The sequence below is a fragment of the uncultured Rikenella sp. genome (assembly GCF_948810725.1).
Taxonomy (GTDB): Bacteria; Bacteroidota; Bacteroidia; order Bacteroidales; family Rikenellaceae; genus Rikenella.
Window position 1 is genome coordinate 1 of sequence record NZ_CAQIVA010000019.1, and the last position, 15,744, is coordinate 15,744.

Annotated in this window: 15 protein-coding genes; 4 read left to right on the plus strand and 11 right to left on the minus strand. The window is 56.8% G+C overall.

Translation table 11 applies throughout. The features are described 5' to 3' along the window. Positions 1–265: 265 nt before the first annotated feature. Together clpX and Q9S52_RS06575 are read right to left on the minus strand one after the other, a co-directional pair. A complete protein-coding gene (gene clpX, locus Q9S52_RS06570) occupies positions 266–1,519 on the minus strand; it encodes an ATP-dependent Clp protease ATP-binding subunit ClpX (protein ID WP_300828954.1) in 1,254 nt (417 codons plus the stop codon). 33 nt (positions 1,520–1,552) lie between these two features. Then, the gene (locus Q9S52_RS06575) at positions 1,553–2,233 is read right to left on the minus strand and encodes an ATP-dependent Clp protease proteolytic subunit (RefSeq protein WP_294594856.1); all 681 of its coding nucleotides are present in this window, start codon (positions 2,231–2,233) and stop codon (positions 1,553–1,555) included. Between the two features lie 147 nt (positions 2,234–2,380). Between Q9S52_RS06575 and Q9S52_RS06580 the strand changes: the two genes are divergently transcribed. Then, positions 2,381–2,719 carry a hypothetical protein gene (locus tag Q9S52_RS06580; protein ID WP_304708559.1) on the plus strand — a complete coding sequence of 113 codons (339 nt, stop codon included), beginning with the start codon at positions 2,381–2,383 and terminating at the stop codon, positions 2,717–2,719. A gap of 514 nt (positions 2,720–3,233) precedes the next feature. Here Q9S52_RS06580 and tig read toward each other — a convergent pair. Continuing rightward, positions 3,234–4,556: a trigger factor gene (gene tig / locus Q9S52_RS06585; RefSeq protein WP_297624003.1), complete on the minus strand. Its 1,323-nt coding sequence runs from the start codon at positions 4,554–4,556 to the stop codon at positions 3,234–3,236. A 79-nt stretch (positions 4,557–4,635) separates the two neighbouring features. On the opposite strand from tig, the gene Q9S52_RS06590 reads away from it, so the two are divergent. Next, a complete protein-coding gene (locus tag Q9S52_RS06590; protein WP_304708569.1) occupies positions 4,636–5,205 on the plus strand; it encodes a pentapeptide repeat-containing protein in 570 nt (189 codons plus the stop codon). Between the two features lie 5 nt (positions 5,206–5,210). Here the strand turns inward: Q9S52_RS06590 and Q9S52_RS06595 are convergent, their stop codons facing one another. From Q9S52_RS06595 to mce, 7 genes are all read right to left on the minus strand, one after another. Beyond that, complete coding sequence (locus Q9S52_RS06595) at positions 5,211–6,458, minus strand: TlpA disulfide reductase family protein (RefSeq protein WP_304708560.1); 1,248 nt, start codon at positions 6,456–6,458, stop codon at positions 5,211–5,213. A gap of 72 nt (positions 6,459–6,530) precedes the next feature. Next, a complete protein-coding gene (gene lptB, locus Q9S52_RS06600) occupies positions 6,531–7,265 on the minus strand; it encodes an LPS export ABC transporter ATP-binding protein (protein ID WP_294594261.1) in 735 nt (244 codons plus the stop codon). Between the two features lie 365 nt (positions 7,266–7,630). After that, positions 7,631–8,791 (minus strand): sodium ion-translocating decarboxylase subunit beta, encoded by a 1,161-nt coding sequence (locus tag Q9S52_RS06605; RefSeq protein ID WP_294594253.1) that lies wholly within the window; start codon positions 8,789–8,791, stop codon positions 7,631–7,633. Between the two features lie 22 nt (positions 8,792–8,813). Then, positions 8,814–9,272: a biotin/lipoyl-containing protein gene (locus Q9S52_RS06610; RefSeq protein ID WP_294594251.1), complete on the minus strand. Its 459-nt coding sequence runs from the start codon at positions 9,270–9,272 to the stop codon at positions 8,814–8,816. Between the two features lie 444 nt (positions 9,273–9,716). Further along, complete coding sequence (locus Q9S52_RS06615) at positions 9,717–10,622, minus strand: OadG family transporter subunit (RefSeq protein ID WP_304708561.1); 906 nt, start codon at positions 10,620–10,622, stop codon at positions 9,717–9,719. Between the two features lie 11 nt (positions 10,623–10,633). Beyond that, positions 10,634–12,196 (minus strand): acyl-CoA carboxylase subunit beta, encoded by a 1,563-nt coding sequence (locus Q9S52_RS06620; RefSeq protein ID WP_304708562.1) that lies wholly within the window; start codon positions 12,194–12,196, stop codon positions 10,634–10,636. Positions 12,197–12,615: 419 nt separating this feature from the next. Continuing rightward, positions 12,616–13,032, minus strand: a complete 417-nt coding sequence (mce, locus tag Q9S52_RS06625) for a methylmalonyl-CoA epimerase (RefSeq protein ID WP_304708563.1) — start codon at positions 13,030–13,032, stop codon at positions 12,616–12,618. 206 nt (positions 13,033–13,238) lie between these two features. On the opposite strand from mce, the gene Q9S52_RS06630 reads away from it, so the two are divergent. Next, positions 13,239–13,694 carry a hypothetical protein gene (locus tag Q9S52_RS06630; RefSeq protein ID WP_300727375.1) on the plus strand — a complete coding sequence of 152 codons (456 nt, stop codon included), beginning with the start codon at positions 13,239–13,241 and terminating at the stop codon, positions 13,692–13,694. Here Q9S52_RS06630 and Q9S52_RS06635 read toward each other — a convergent pair. Beyond that, positions 13,688–14,050, minus strand: a complete 363-nt coding sequence (locus Q9S52_RS06635) for a DUF1573 domain-containing protein (protein WP_300727378.1) — start codon at positions 14,048–14,050, stop codon at positions 13,688–13,690. The genes Q9S52_RS06630 and Q9S52_RS06635 overlap by 7 nt on opposite strands. A 435-nt stretch (positions 14,051–14,485) precedes the next feature. Between Q9S52_RS06635 and Q9S52_RS06640 the strand changes: the two genes are divergently transcribed. Beyond that, on the plus strand, positions 14,486–15,598 hold the full coding sequence (locus Q9S52_RS06640) for an IPT/TIG domain-containing protein (RefSeq protein ID WP_304708564.1): 1,113 nt from the start codon (positions 14,486–14,488) through the stop codon (positions 15,596–15,598). Positions 15,599–15,744 lie beyond the last annotated feature (146 nt).

Consider the following 15,744-nt stretch of genomic DNA (forward strand, 5'->3'; position numbering starts at 1 on the left):
AAAAAACTTCAGAGCGCATCCCTGCGGGATGCTCTGGCCGTGTCTGCCCGATTGGGTTGGGCTGGATTTTCGGCGAGCGCGCTAATAATGGGCGAGAACCCCACGCGCGCCTCGCCTGAAAATCTTAGCCCAACGAACGAGGCGGAGATAACCCGTGGTCGTCCCATGGGGACGACCTCTGCAAAAGTTCTTTGGGTACCTTTCTTTCAAGAAAGGTACGGTTCCGGCCGGTTAGGAGCAGAAAAAGAACGAATGAATACTTGTTTTAAGCGACTTGCATGGCTTCGACCCTTGCTCGTGCATAGTCCAGTTTCACGCGGAACGTTTTCCGTTTCGACGCCGGCACCTCGAACATCGCATCCATCATGATCGCCTCGCAGATCGAGCGCAGCCCACGGGCTCCCAGTTTGTATTCGATCGCCTTGTCCACGATGTAGTCCAGCACCTCCGGATCGAACGAGAGTTTGACCCCGTCCAGCTCGAACAACCGAACATACTGTTTGACGATGGCGTTTTTCGGTTCTGTCAGAATCCGCCTCAACGCCTCGCGTCCCAGCGGCTCCAGATAGGTCAGCACCGGCAGACGCCCGATCAGTTCCGGAATCAGCCCGAAGCTCCGCAAGTCTTTCGGCGTGATGTACTGCAACAGATTCTCACGATCCACCTCGGCGATTTTCTGCTGCTGGCCGTATCCGACAACGCGCGTGTTCAGCCGCTGGGCGATCTTCTTCTGCACCCCGTCGAACGCGCCGCCCGCCACAAAAAGTATGTTCCGGGTATTGACCTGGATATATTTCTGATCGGGGTGTTTCCGTCCCCCCTGCGGCGGCACATTGACCACCGTCCCCTCCAGTATCTTGAGCAGGGCCTGCTGCACCCCTTCGCCCGAGACGTCGCGCGTGATGGAGGGGTTGTCGCTCTTGCGGGCGATCTTGTCGATCTCGTCGATAAAGACGATCCCGCGTTCCGCCGCGGCGACGTCGTAGTCCGCCGCCTGCAACAGCCGCGAGAGAATGCTCTCGACATCCTCGCCCACATATCCCGCCTCGGTCAGCGCCGTGGCGTCCACGATGGCGAACGGCACATTCAAGAGCCGCGCAATCGTCCGCGCAATCAAAGTCTTCCCTGTCCCGGTCTCGCCCACCAGCAGGATGTTGGATTTGTCGAGCTCGATGTCCGAATCTTCCGTATCCTGCGGATCGGTCAAACTGTGCATCAGCCGTTTGTAGTGGTTATAAACGGCCACCGAGATGTATTTCTTGGCTCGTTCCTGCCCGATCACATAGCGGTCGAGAAACTCTTTGATGGACTGGGGGGTATACAAGGCCATCGCCTCGCCGATCGTGGAGGCGGCTTCGTTCCGCACGCGGCTCTCCATCTCCTCGCGCACCATCTCCCAGGCGCGTTCCACACAGTTGTTGCAGATCATCGCCTCCTGTCCGTGGATAATCATCCCGACCTGCGCCGCCGGAGCGCCGCAGAACGAACAGTGTTCCTGTTTGTTATTATTTTCTGCCATAGGTCTCGAATAAAATCGGTAAGAGGGAGGCGATTACAGCCCTTCCCGTTTGGTCAGCACGCCGTCGATCAGCCCGTACTCGGCGGCTTCGGCCGAGGTCATCCAGAAGTCGCGGTCGGCGTCCTGTTCGATCTTTTCGGCGGTTACGCCGCTGTGCTCGGCCAGTATGTGGTAGAGCTCTTCTTTGGTCTTGAGGATCTGCCGGGCGGTGATTTCGATGTCGCTGGCCTGCCCTTCGACGCCGCCCAGGGGCTGGTGGATCATGATCCGCGAGTGCTGCAAGGCGGATCGTTTTCCTTTGGTTCCGGCGGTCAGCAGAATGGCGCCCATCGAAGCGGCCATACCGGTACAGGTGGTCGCCACATCGGGCGAGATGATCTGCATGGTGTCGTAAATCCCCAGCCCGGCCGACACCGAGCCGCCGGGGGTGTTGAGGTAGATCTGAATGTCGCTTTTCGGGTCGTTCGACTCCAAAAAAAGCATCTGGGCCTGGATGATATTGGCGGCATCGTCGTAGATCGGCACGCCGAGAAAGATAATGCGATCCATCATCAGGCGCGAGAAGACGTCCATGGTGGCGACGTTGAGTTGTCGTTCTTCGATGATGGTGGGCGAGATATATTCGGCTGTGAGCCGGTCGTAGCGGTGCATGGCGAGCGACGAGATGCCGCGGCCGAGTCGTGCGTATCGTTCGAATTCTTTTTTGTAGTCCATTCGATGGGTGTTGAGAAAGGGTAAAAATAGCATTTTTTTGCGAAACATGACACATATGGAGGGGAGAACGATTCCGACTGTTCGTCTGGGCGCGGCGCAATCGGGTCTGCAATTGGGTCTGACTTTACGCGGGACGCCACCACGCCGTTGAATGGAACATTCCCCTATTACTCCGACGGCGTTCCCGGAGAATCCTACGGCAAAGGAGACTACAAAGCCACCAACGGTCGTCTCTACAAGGTAAGCACCTCGGGCGAGGGAACCCCGCTCGCCTGGTACCCCGCCCCGGGCTTCCGCGACTGCGGCTACTATGGACGAGGAGGCCAACCCGACAACGTCGGCTACGGCGGATTCAGCTGGTCGCCCGCAGTCGGCGGCACCAACCGCATCTACGGCACATTTTTGAGCTTCTATACCCAACGGATCAACCCCAACAGCTCCGGCTACCGCGCCCACGGTGTCCAGTTGCGTTGCCTCTCGGAATAAACGGGGAAGGAGTGGGCCGGGGACAAGGGGCTGGGACTACCCTACTCTCTTGGGTGGGCCGAAGCCTGCGGGGCCTACAGCAACGTGAGTTGCGGGCCTCCGCGACGGGAGGCTTCGGCCCGCGCGACCCTAAAGGGTCGCAAGAACCAGCTCAAAGCTCTGCCCCGTGTCAACCTCACTGCGGCTCCGCTTTCGCTCCGCCGTTTTTTGGCGCGCCGGGGGAAATCTTGTCAAAACGTGCCAGCACATTTTGACGATCTCCCTCCTAAGGCGGGCGCGCGTCTGTCCTACGGGAGGGTACTGTTCCTTTTGTGAACAAAAGGAACCGAAAAAACTTTAGACGGATGCTGACGCATCCTAAAGCTGCCGACAGCCCAATCCTTCGTCCGCGCACCGCTTTAAAAAGGCGAACCCAGCGGACGCAAAAAACGTCGCCGTTTCGACCTGAGGTCGAAACGGCGACGGACAAAGCGCTATCGTCACTAAAAGACTCGCGACAAACGAGCTCGCAGCACTACGCCAGCTTCTGGAACTCCTCCGGCGTAACGGTCTTTTCGTTCACTTTGATCTGGTCGGCAATCGCAGCGACGGCTTTCCGCTCCGCTACGGTGTCGTAAATCTTACGCACCTCTTCCTTGTTCCCGAGGATCGAGCCGACAAAGTTCTCGAGCATATCGTCCGCCACGGTGTGCATCCCGTAGTACTGGAACTGCATCATCGCCACATCCCGAGCCCCGGCCTTGACATCCTCCTGAGTCACTTCGAGGTTGTTGTCTTTCATCACTTTCCGACGGATCATGTCCCAACGGATCATGTCGAGGAACTGCGGAAAATCCTTTTCGATCTCTTCCATCGAGAATTTGCCTTCGTTCACCCGGTAGAGCCAATCCTTGAGGAACGCCTCCGGCAATGCGAGTTTGGTCTTTTCCAGCAGGTATTTCCGCAGGTCGGTCGTAAACTTGTACTCGGTCTCCTTGGCCAGTTCGCCGCGCACCTGTTCATCGATCCGGGCGTCGAACTGTTCCGGAGTGGTCACATCTCCGGCCGGGAACGCGAGTTTGAAGAACTCTTCGTTCATCTCCGGTTCGGCGAATTTCCGAATCTGGGTGATGGTGAAGGTATATTTCGGGTTCATCCCCTCCAGCTCGGCCTCTTTCACGCCGAGAATCGATGCCCGCTGCGACGGTGTCTTATAAATCTCGTTGACATCCACTTCGACAGCGTCTCCGACTTTCTTCCCGATAAACGGCTTCCGGGCTTTTTCGTCCATACTGATCAGCCCGACGTACGCATCTTCGATTTTAACATCGTCCCCCTGGGTCAGGGTCCCGGTCAGGGCCTCTTCGTCGGCCACGACGTCTACGTCCACGAGTTTCCCGAAACGCCGCATGTAGTTGCTCCGAAAACCTTTCCGCATGTCGTCGTTCGGCTCGATGACGTATTTGGTCACGCTGTTTTTCTTGGTCAGCGCGAGGTCGATCTCGGGGGCGAGGCCGATCTCGTAGACGAACTCGAAGTCGGTGCCGTTTTCGAAATCCAGGTCTCCCTGTTTCGTCTCGGACGGCATCAGGTCGCCGACGGTTTCGATGTTGTTTTCCTTGATATATTCGAACGCTGCGTCGGTGGCTTTCCGATAGGCGACATCGGCCAGCACCCCTTTGCGATACATCTTGTTGATGACCCCCATGGGCACCATCCCGGGACGGAAGCCCGGCACGTTGGCCTTGCGTTTGTACTCTTTGAGCTGCTTATCCACCTGTTCCTTGTAATCGGCTTCGCCGACGGTGACGCGAAGCAGGGCGGTCTGGTTTTCGAGGTTTTCTCTGGCTACGTTCATAGGAGAATATCCGGTTTTGTATTGTGCATGAATAAAGAGAGGCAAAGGTAAGGAATTTTGCGAAAATCCGCTATTTTTGGTGCCGACGGCTATGATTTACGACAAGGTATTACACAAAATCTGCGGGGCGGAGGCTCTGCCGGGACGGGAGTTCGAGGGGTGCATTTTCCGGGAGTGCGACTTCACGGGGGCCCGCTTCTCGGATTTCGACTTTACGGAGTGTCGGTTCGAAAAGTGCCGGTTCGGGATGGCGGAGTTCGAGGAGACCGGCATGCGGGAGGCGGTGTTCGAGGAGTGCGAGGTGCGGGGTGTCGATTTCGGCCGGTGCCGCAAGTTCGGCTTTTCGGTGGCGTTCCGGAACTGTCACCTCAGTTTCTGTTCGTTTCATGACCTGAAGATGCCGAGAACGGTGTTCACTGGGGGTGCGGCGAAAGAGTGTTTCTTCTCGGAGTGCGACCTGACACAGGCGGATTTTTCGGGATGCGATCTGGAACGGACGCTGTTTGACGGGTGCAAACTGGAGAAGGCGGATTTCCGAACGGCGTTCCAATATACGATAGACCCCGCAATCAATCGAATGCGGGGTGCCAGATTCTCGCGCGATGGCCTCGAGGGGCTGCTCGCGTCGTATGGATTGTCGATCGAATAGGCCGGCTACTCGTCTTTGCCGCCGCCGAGCTCGCGGTTCAGTATGCGGACGGCATCCTGAAAGGCTTGGTGGAATTCGCGGGCCAGTATCTTCCCGTCGGGCCCGAGGAAGACGAAGAAGGGCAAGCCCTGAATGACATAGGCTTCGGTCAGGGCCTGGTTTTCGGGATGATCGGTCTCCAATTCGACTTCGATCCAGGGGTGTTCGACCATCCGGGCCAATACCGGACGGATATCGTCGGTGCCGCTCGCCGGGGTGGGACGGTCTGCGGGCAGGGATTCGTATACTTTCCGAATAACGTCGATCGACTGGGTGAGTCCCATCACTTCGAAGCCCTGCGCATGGTATTCGTCGTAGAGTTCCCGCACGTAGCGGTCGATGGCGATCGAACCGGGGCACATCCCCCAGTGGTACATCAGGAGGTATTTCCCGCGGAAATCGGCTTTGGTGAGGGTGCGTCCGTCGACGGTGGTGACGGTGAAGTCGGGCCCCGGCTGTCCGACGGCCAGTCGGGCCATGGCTTCCATGTAGCGGGCATAGAGCTGCCCGAAATAGCTCTCGCGGAGCGCTTCGGAGTAGGTGTCGAAGGTGGCGCGGGCCTTGTCCACCGGGGTGTAGCTGAGTCCCGGAATCTCTTCGACGAGCAGGTAGAGTGTCCCGTCGGGATGGTTTTTCCGATAGTTGCGGTTCAATGTCCGCACGCGGTCGACAGCGGCGCGATTGTCGTCGTAAAAGAGGTTGAATTTCTTGCCACACTCCCGAGCGGCGAGGGTATCTTTCTGCTCCATGAGCTCTGCGTACCGCCGGAGGTAGCTGCCGCGCACCTGCCCCAGCGAGTCCTCGACGCGCAGCACTTCGGCCAGCTCGGGGTCGCTGTAGACGCCTCCGCCCCAGGCGCTGTAATAGATCTCGTCGGCGGTTCCGACCGCGGTGATCCGGTCGCCGGGGGTGATGATTACGGGCTTACCGGCCCGACCGTTCTTTCTGACTTTCCCGGTCTTCGGGTGGTAGGTCATCATGTAGTACTGGTCGTGCTCCAGGGTGCCTTTATAACGGAAGCGGCCGGGTCTCTTCACGACGATGTCGAAGCCGGGGAGATACTGCCACCGGGGCAGTTGAATGGTCTCGAAGCGGATGGTGTCGCCGGGTTGCAGGCCGTCGATCCGGCCGTCGACCGTGAATTTCTGCGGGCCGGCCGCAGCGGCTGTGCCGCACGCTGCGGCGAGCAGGCCGATAAAAAGAGTTCGGAGCATAAGCCTGTTTTATTTGAGGTTTATACTCCGAAGTAACTAAAAAATCCGTTACGATGTTCGCCCGACAGATAATTATTTTCGCACTTTCCGCAATTCGAAGTCGGGCCCGAGGTAAACGCGTCGCACGAATTCGTCCGCTGCGAGCTCCTCGGCGGTTCCGGTACGGATCACTTTTCCTTCCACCAATATATAGGTGCGGTCGGTGATGGACAAGGTCTCGTGGACGTTGTGGTCGGTAATGATGACGCCGATGTTCTTCTCCTTGAGCGATGCGACGATGGACTGGATCTCGGCCACGGCAATAGGGTCGACGCCGGCGAACGGCTCGTCGAGCAGGATAAACTTGGGATTGATGGCCACGGCGCGCGCAATCTCGGTCCGCCGCCGCTCGCCGCCGGAGAGCTGCTGGCCGAGGCTCTTACGCACTTTCTGCAAGGAGAATTCCTTGATGAGGTATTCGATCCGCTCGCGCTGGTACTCTTTGGAGTAGTCGGTCATCTGGAGCACGGCTTTGATGTTATCTTCGACGGAAAGCCGCCGAAAGACCGATGCTTCCTGTGCCAAGTACCCTACGCCCAGCTGTGCCCGCCGATAAACGGGCTCTTTGGTGATCTCGAGGTCGTTGAGAAAAATCTTGCCGTCGTTGGGTTTGATCAGCCCGACGGTCATATAGAAGGTAGTGGTCTTCCCGGCGCCGTTGGGCCCGAGCAGACCGACGATCTCGCCTTGCTCGACGTCGATCGAAACGCGGTTCACGACGGTGCGCGATTTGTATTTCTTGACGAGGTCTTGGGTCCACAGGCGCATCTTCTCGCCGGTGACGCCGATCTCCATCGGATTTTCCATATACTGTAATTGTTACTGGTTGCGGGGTGGAGGGTACTGTTCTCTTTGTGAACAAAGAGAACCAGAAAAACTTTAGACGGATGCTTCGCATCCTCAAGCTGCCGGCGGCCTAAATCTCGGTTGGTTCGTTGGGCTGTGGTTTTCCGGCGCAGCGCGCTTGGGTTATTTGCCCGTTATTAGCGCGCTCGCCGAGAAAACCCAGCCCGACAGATTCACGAAGACTGAGGACTGCGGAGCCTAAGGAGTAGCGTAGCTATCACGAAAGTTCTTTGCGCCGCTTTCTTACAAGAAAGCGGCAGTTCCAGCCAACCTACAAACAGAATCGATTAAGACAAGAAGCCGAGCAGGATCCCCGCAGCGACCGCCGAACCAATCACCCCCGCCACATTCGGCCCCATGGCGTGCATCAGCAGGTAGTTCGTCTTATCGTAGTGCAGCCCCACCTCCTGCGACACCCGCGCCGAGTCCGGCACTGCCGAAACCCCGGCATTCCCGATCAGCGGATTGATCTTGTTGCCCTCCTTGAGGAAGAGGTTGAAGAACTTCACGAACAAGACCCCGCCGAACGTCGCCACGACGAACGAAGCAGCCCCGAGCCCGAAGATTCCCAGCGATTTCCACGTCAGGAAAGTCGTAGCCTGCGTCGAAGCTCCGACGGTCAGACCGATCAGGATGGTGACGATGTCGATCAGCGGCCCGCTCGCCGTCGTCGCCAAACGCTTAGTCACCCCGCTCTCTTTCAGCAGGTTGCCGAAGAAGAGCATCCCGAGCAGCGGCAGCCCCGAAGGTACGAGGAAACAGGTCAGGAGCATCCCGATAATCGGGAACAGAATTTTCTCGCGCTGCGGCACCTGGCGCGGCGGTTTCATCCGAATGAGCCGCTCTTTCTTCGTGGTGAGGAGTTTCATGATCGGCGGCTGGATGACCGGCACCAAGGCCATATACGAATAGGCAGCAATAGCGATAGCCCCCATCAAGTCCGGCGCTAGTTTCGAGCTGAGGAAGATAGCGGTCGGCCCGTCTGCCCCGCCGATAATCCCGATAGCTCCGGCTTCGGCTGCGCTAAAGCCCAAGGCCAACGACGCGATATAGGCGCCGAAAATCCCGAGCTGCGCCGCAGCTCCGATGAGCATGAGTTTCGGGTTGGAGATCAAGGCCGAAAAGTCGGTCATGGCTCCGATCCCGAGGAAAATCAAGGGCGGATAGACTCCTTTCAAAACGCCGAAATAGAGGTAGTTCAACACCGATCCGTCTTCGTACACGCCGATCTGGAGCCCCGGCACGAACGGAATGTTGCCGACCAGTATCCCGAACCCGATGGGCAGCAGCAGCATGGGTTCGAACTTCTTGGCGATGGCCAGATAGATGAAAGCCAGACCGAAGGCGATCATGATCAGATGCCCCCAGGTCACGTTCGCAAAGCCGGTGTAGGTGAGAAACTGGTGGATGTTCTCGCCGATAAAGGCCCAAAAGCTGTAGTTCTCCATAGTGTCTGTATGCGCTGGCGGGTTATCCGATGGTGATTAATACGTCGCCTTCGAGCACGGAGTCTCCCTTACGGGCCCGGATCTCTTTGACGGTGCCGTCGCGGTCGGAGTCGATGTTGTTCTCCATCTTCATGGCTTCGAGAATCATCAGTTTCTGGCCGGTCTTCACGGCATCCCCGACCTGTACCATCACGTCGAGCACGACGCCCGGCAGCGGGGACTTGATGTTTCCGGCGGATGCCGAGGCGGTAGCGGCCGGACTCGATGTCCGGGCGGTGGCGGGATGCGCATCGCCCTGAGCCGAAGCGGCCACGGGCTGCTGGACGATCCGGGGGGTCTTGGCGACTTTCGGGGCGTTCATCCCTTCGACTTCCACTTCGTACTGGGTGCCATTGACGTTCACCAACGCAGTGTTGTCTTCGACGTTGGATATCGATACGGCGTATTCGTTGCCGTTGATCTTGATCTTATACTCTTTCATCGCTGTGTGTTTCTATTTTTCTCAATCCTTTCATTTATCTGTGTCTACCCGCAGGGAACTGCCGCTTTTTGTAAAAAGCGGCACCAAAAACTTTTAGTTAGCTACGCTACTCCTTAGGCTCCGCAGTCCTCTGTCTTCGTGATTCCTTTTGGGTCGGGGTTCTCCGGGCGCGTATAATGTGGGAATTACCCCAACGCGCCCGGAAGAATCCCCGGCCCAAAGAAGAGTCCGAGAGCTGGGCCGCCGGCAGCTTGAGGATGCGCAAGCATCCTCTAAAGTTTTTCTGGTTCTCTTTGTTCACAACCGACGCTGCCAGCGAGAGCAATGCAAACGCAGTTTGCAAATTGCCGAGCGGCGAGGAGGAAAACGAGCGCAGCGAAGTTAAAAAGAACAGTACCCTCCAGATAAGGCGCAAATAAACGAACGGTTAAAAATGGAGTAGGGTTACTTCCGCAGAGGTTGATTGTTGAGTCCATAAATCTTGGAGCTCCACGGCGAGTAGGCACGAGCCACCCGATTGATGGTCAGGACATGCGACTCGATGTCGTGCAAATCCTCCTCGTACCTGCGCAGCGCGATCGCGATCGCCGCGATCTCCTCGCCCAGGAGCTGTCCCGACGGATCGATCGTCGACCTCACCTCTTCCGGCATGGCCGCTACCGCCTTCTGTTCCTTGGCCCGCATCATCCGCGTCATCCCGCGCCCGACGTTTTTGAAAATCAGGTAGAGCAGGACAAGCGCCGAGAAGACCACCGACATAGCCGTGATGGCCATCACCGCGCCCGAAGGGTCGCGCAGGAAGAACTTCTCGGAAGCCGGCATGCGCTCTTCGATTTCATTCGCCTGCAACGGCGTGATTCCGGCCAACTGGCCGAAACGCTCTTCGCCGGTCTCCGGATCGTCCGTCCAGCCGATCGAGACGTCCGGCGACTGCGCCGCCACGTCGTAAACGATAGAGTCCACCACGTTCCGCCCCTGATCCAGAAAGGCCAGATAGCCCGTCTCGTCAAGCACGAAATTGGTGTGGAACGTCCCGCGGTTCGACGAACTGTCCGCAAAGAAGATCACATACCCCTGCGGCGGAATCAGCGTCCGGGCGTCGTTCTTCGGAATACGATACGTCCGAGCGGCATCCCCCCGACGTACCGTCAGGTAGGCGCCGCCGATGTTCACATTCGAATAGCCCGTATTGTGCAGCTCCACCCACCCCACATGGTTCCCGTGGTCGTCGATGTAGCTGTTCCGGTTGTCGACCAACACTTCGTTGATCCGTATGTCCTTCAGCCCCTGCGCATACCCCTCGGCACAAAGGAGGGCGATGCCGAGCAAAAATAAGAGTCTCTTCATCATAACACGCAGGCTTACAACGGAATGTTGGAGTGTTTCTTCGGCGGGTTGACGACTTTTTTGGTCACGAGCGACTGCAAGGCCCGGATAATCCGGAAGCGGGTGTTCCGCGGTTCGATCACGTCGTCGATATAGCCGTACTTGGCCGCCACATACGGATTGGCGAACTTCTGCCGATATTCCTCTTCTTTTTCGGCGAGGAATTCGGCCCGTTTCGCGTCGTCTTCGATCCCTTTGGCCTCCTTGGCCATCAAAACCTCGACAGCGCCCTGGGCTCCCATCACGGCGATCTCGGCGGTGGGCCATGCGTAGTTCAGGTCGCCCCGCAGGTGTTTGGAGCTCATCACGCAATAAGCCCCGCCGTATGCCTTCCGCAAAATAACCGTCACTTTCGGCACCGTCGCTTCCCCATAAGCAAACAGCAGCTTTGCCCCGTGGGTAATGATCCCGCCGTACTCCTGCGCCGTCCCCGGCAGGAAGCCCGGCACGTCGACCAGCGTCACGATCGGAATGTTGAAGGCATCGCAAAACCGGACAAACCGCGCCGCTTTCCGAGAGGCATTAATATCGAGCACTCCGGCATAGTATTTTGGCTGGTTGGCGATAATTCCGACGCTCTGGCCGTTAAACCGCGCAAACCCGGTCACGATATTCGGAGCGAAAGTCCGCTGGGATTCCAAGAATTCGCCGTTGTCGACAATGGCGTGGATCACGTCGAGCACGTCGTACGGTTTGTTCGGATTGTCGGGCACGATCTCGTTCAAGGCGTCTTCGACGCGGTCGATGTCATCGGTGCAAACGGCCAGCGGGGCGTCTTCCAGATTATTCTGGGGCAGGTAGCTGAGGAGCTTCCGGATAATGGCGACTGCTTCCTCTTCGGTCTCGCTGACGAAATGCGCCACGCCGGACTTAGTGGAGTGCATCGATGCGCCGCCGAGCTGCTCCTGGGTCACCTCTTCGCCGGTGACGGTCTTCACGACTTTCGGCCCGGTGACGAACATGTAGCTGGTGCCTTTGTTCATCAATATGAAGTCGGTCAAAGCGGGCGAATAAACCGCCCCACCGGCGCACGGCCCCATGATGGCGGAAATCTGCGGGACCACGCCGGAGGCCATGATGTTCCGCTGGAAAATCTCGGTGTAGCCGCTCAAGGCGTTGACGGCTTCCTGAATCCGGGCGCCGCCGGAGTCGTTGAGCCCGATGATCGGGGCGCCGTTCTTCATGGCCATGTCCATCACTTTGCAGATCTTGGCGGCAAAGGTCTCGGACAAGGATCCGCCGAATACGGTAAAGTCCTGACTGAAAACATAGACCAGCCGCCCGTCGATCGTCCCGTATCCGGTCACGACGCCGTCCCCGTAATAAGACTCTTTGTCGATCCCGAAGTTGGTGCACCGATGGGTCACGAACATGTCGAACTCTTCGAAGCTCCCTTCGTCGAGCAACAGGTCGATCCGCTCCCGAGCGGTGAGTTTCCCTTTGGCGTGCTGGGAGTCGATCCGTTTCTGACCGCCGCCGAGCTTGGCTTGCTCGCGCTTGGCTACGAGCTCTTTTATCTTTTCCTGATTAACACTCATTATATCCTGTAACTTACTTAATTTACTGCCCGTTCATTGGGTTGGAGGGTACTGTTCTTTTTGGCTTCGCCTTCCTCCTCGCCGCTCGGCAATTTGCAAACTACGTTTGCATTGCACTCGCTGGCCGCGTCGGTTGTGAACAAAAAGAACCAAAAAAACTTTAGACGGATGCTTACGCATCCTCAAGCTGCCGGTCGCCCAAATCTCGGTTTGTTTCGTTGGGCTGGATTTTCGGCGGGCGCGCTTGGGTGATATCCCCGATAACGCGCCTCGCCTGAAAATCCCAGCCCAACGAACGAGGCGGAGATAACCCGTGGTCGTCCCGGTGGGACGACCTCTGCAAAAGTCTTTTGGGTACCTTTTCTTCAGAAAAGGTACGGTTCCGTCCAGCTCAAAGAACAGCAGTAAAAGTGAATGAATTATTTTTCAGCCGGGTTTTCGCACAATTCCGTGAGCACCCCCTGCGTTGCCTTCGGATGGAGGAATGCGATATTCAAGCCTTCCGCCCCCCGTCGCGGCGCCTTGTCGATCAGCTGCACCCCCTTGGAGTCGCACTCCGCCAGCGCCGCAACCACCCCGTCCGCCACAGCGAACGCCAGGTGATGAATCCCCTCGCCCCGTTTTTCGATGAACTTGGCGATCGTGCTATCCTCCGACGTCGGCTCCAGGAGCTCTATTTTCGTATCGCCCACCCGGAAGAACGCCGTCCGCACCTTCTGATCCGCCACCTCTTCGATGTTGTAGCATTTGAGTCCGAGTACCTTTTCGTAATACGGGATCGCCGCATCGAGGCTTTTGACCGCGATACCCAGGTGTTCGATGTGAGAAAGATTCATAATGTGGTGGTTATTAAAAAGTTTGGATTCACTACGGCCCCGCTGCGGAACCGATAACGACAAAGTTAGGGTTTTGTTTCTGAAATAACAATCCGAGCGAGAAAGAAAAAATCGGACTATCTTTGTTCAGAATAACACTTTGTTCGTATCCTCGGTCCGTTTTTCCGCCCAGAACACGGATCGACCCGCCGAACACGAAGACCGCTATGAAAAAGATTTTGTATGCGTTGAGCGCGCTGTTCGTCTTGTGCAGCTGCTCGAAGGAAGAAGACGAAGAACGCCTGAACTACGATCCGGAGGCGTTGTACGGCTATTGGCGCATTACGGAGATCCGGAACAACGGCACGTGGCACGCTTTCGAGCTTCCGCAGACCGGCAACCGGTTCCTGGACGTTACGACGCCGGAGGGCGAGGCGGAATTTCCGCGCACCGGCCTGACCTTCGAGTCGAATGGCGAGTACCGGATGCAGGGCGCGCTCTGGACTACCTCCGTACCTCACACGTGGCAGGCGCAGCGGTTCGACGTGGCGGTCTACGGGCCCGGCGAACGGACGCCGTTTCTGACTTATGAGGTCGTTTCGCTGTCGCCGAGCTACTGCCAGCTTGTGATGCGATACGGCAATAGCTCGTCGCTCGACCTCCGCTGCACCAAAGTTCAATAAACTTTCCCGCGCAAGACCACCTGCGGAGCCGGGTCCGTGGCCGGCACGGTCTCGAACCGCAGCGTTTTGTAGAACGCCCCCCGATCAGTCGGCGTGAGGACGACGCTCACCCGCACGCTGTCGCCCGGCATCACCGGCGCTTTGGGCCACGACGGTTTGGTGCAGGTGCAGTCCGTCCGGACGACGCGGATCACCACCGGCCGATCCGAATCGTTCACACAGACCAGCTCGACCCGGTTTTTCGACCGGAGCGCCACCTCGCCCAACTGCACCACGGACGGAGTCACCCGCAGCGACCGGGCCTCCGCAACCGTGCTCCACCCCACTCCCAAAAACAAAAGCAGCCATTTCTTCATGATACTGCCAAAATTAACGATTCTCGGTCAATTTCCGCCCAAGACGGAAGAAATCCGTACTTTCGCCCCGGCAACAATCCCACAACCAAGGCGGTGAACACTTCCCGTTCGCAAAATTTAAGCTATCTTTGTCCCGTCCGAGTCCGCGCGATCCGGGCAGACATATCAGCTTAAACATGAGAAGTGTTTGAGTTTGTTCTCGTTGATGAATTCTGGTAAAATTCTTTGCGAAAAGAGAACGAGCCCAAAGCCCTTGCTCTATACCTTGTCTTATGGGGTATGGTGTGGGATTGTTGCTTGTTTTTATTTTCGCAGGTTTACCAGAGCCTCATCAACTGAAAACAAAGTCACGATACCCACACTTCTTCTTTTCAATCCAGTGTTTACATCTCTGCTTCGGAGTATCGGGAAGAGGCCATTTTCATTTTCATGGTTATGAAAAAACTTCTGTATTTTGTGCTGACCGCTGCCCTGCTGTTCGGCTGCAAGAAGGACGACAACGGCACACCCTGTCCGGTCTCGGGCGCGACCCTGCCGACCTCGAGCGCCGAGAACCCGATCCAGGCCGGTTCGGCGGTAACGATCCAGGGGAGCGGCTTCACCGCGGGCAGCGAAATCTGGCTTCGCGCGCTGACCAAGGCTACCGACGACGTACAGGCCACCGTGACCGGCCACACCTCGACCTCCATCACCTTTACGGCCCCCACCACCGTGTCGGGCGAGCAGAGCATCATCCTGAAACAGGACGGCAGCGAATGGCCGCTGGGCAAGATGTACTTCGCCGCCGCGCCGGATATCCTGCCGAAAAAGATCGTAAAATCTGTCCTGACGGATGACGAAGGAACTTATACGGCAAATTATTCATACGATGACGCAGGCAGACTGACTCGAATCAAAACCAGCTCAACAGGTGATTCTTTTTATGAAGGTTCGAAAATCGAATACCTGCAAGACAAAATCAAAATCAGCCACGATTACGACGAGGTGGTAGATTGGGAAGTAGAATTTCTTGTAGAAAATGGACGAGCTACAAACTGCATCGAAGAAGATAAAGAGGACGGTTCAAAATATGAAACCAAAGAGTATGCTTATTCAAATAACGGTTATTTAACCGGATTCGTTTTTTCGCTAACGACAGAAGGTATAACCGACACCTATACCGGTGAATTGACGATAGGGAAAGACGGCTGTCTGAAAAAATATTCCATTGTCGAAAAAGAGATCGAAGACGGAGGATATTTCGGGACTTATACAGTCGACCTGACCCCGAACACATCCGTGCCGAACAACCTCAACCTGGATTTGATCGGTAGCAATTATTTGTTTGGAGAGGTCTTTGACGGATTCGCAATCCTCGACGCTTATTTATTGGGTATCGGAGGAACGCGCTCAAAATACCTGCCGAAACAACTTACCCTAACCGATGCGGACGGAGAATCATTTACCGTAAAATACGAATATGAATCCGCCGGTGAATACATTTCAAAAATCGGGATCGACTCCGGTAACGGCAACAACGCGACCCTCGAACTCTTCTACGAAGAGTAGCGGGCGGCCACGCGCACAACCACGGGGTACGGCCCCATATCCCACGCGGGATATGGGGCCGTACCTGCGTAATTTTGTATCATTCCGGGCACATTTTATTCCTATCTTTGTTGTCATTCGACACGCATCCAAATACAGAACGAACG

Bases quoted from the DNA above. Each gene is read 5' to 3' on its own strand.
- clpX (WP_300828954.1), bottom strand. From the start codon at position 1,519: ATGGCAGAAAATAATAACAAACAGGAACACTGTTCGTTCTGCGGCGCT.
- Q9S52_RS06575 (WP_294594856.1), bottom strand. From the start codon at position 2,233: ATGGACTACAAAAAAGAATTCGAACGATACGCACGACTCGGCCGCGGC.
- tig (WP_297624003.1), bottom strand. From the start codon at position 4,556: ATGAACGTAGCCAGAGAAAACCTCGAAAACCAGACCGCCCTGCTTCGC.
- Q9S52_RS06595 (WP_304708560.1), bottom strand. From the start codon at position 6,458: ATGCTCCGAACTCTTTTTATCGGCCTGCTCGCCGCAGCGTGCGGCACA.
- lptB (WP_294594261.1), bottom strand. From the start codon at position 7,265: ATGCGCCTGTGGACCCAAGACCTCGTCAAGAAATACAAATCGCGCACC.
- Q9S52_RS06605 (WP_294594253.1), bottom strand. From the start codon at position 8,791: ATGGAGAACTACAGCTTTTGGGCCTTTATCGGCGAGAACATCCACCAG.
- Q9S52_RS06610 (WP_294594251.1), bottom strand. From the start codon at position 9,272: ATGAAAGAGTATAAGATCAAGATCAACGGCAACGAATACGCCGTATCG.
- Q9S52_RS06615 (WP_304708561.1), bottom strand. From the start codon at position 10,622: ATGATGAAGAGACTCTTATTTTTGCTCGGCATCGCCCTCCTTTGTGCC.
- Q9S52_RS06620 (WP_304708562.1), bottom strand. From the start codon at position 12,196: ATGAGTGTTAATCAGGAAAAGATAAAAGAGCTCGTAGCCAAGCGCGAG.
- mce (WP_304708563.1), bottom strand. From the start codon at position 13,032: ATGAATCTTTCTCACATCGAACACCTGGGTATCGCGGTCAAAAGCCTC.
- Q9S52_RS06630 (WP_300727375.1), top strand. From the start codon at position 13,239: ATGAAAAAGATTTTGTATGCGTTGAGCGCGCTGTTCGTCTTGTGCAGC.
- Q9S52_RS06635 (WP_300727378.1), bottom strand. From the start codon at position 14,050: ATGAAGAAATGGCTGCTTTTGTTTTTGGGAGTGGGGTGGAGCACGGTT.
- Q9S52_RS06640 (WP_304708564.1), top strand. From the start codon at position 14,486: ATGAAAAAACTTCTGTATTTTGTGCTGACCGCTGCCCTGCTGTTCGGC.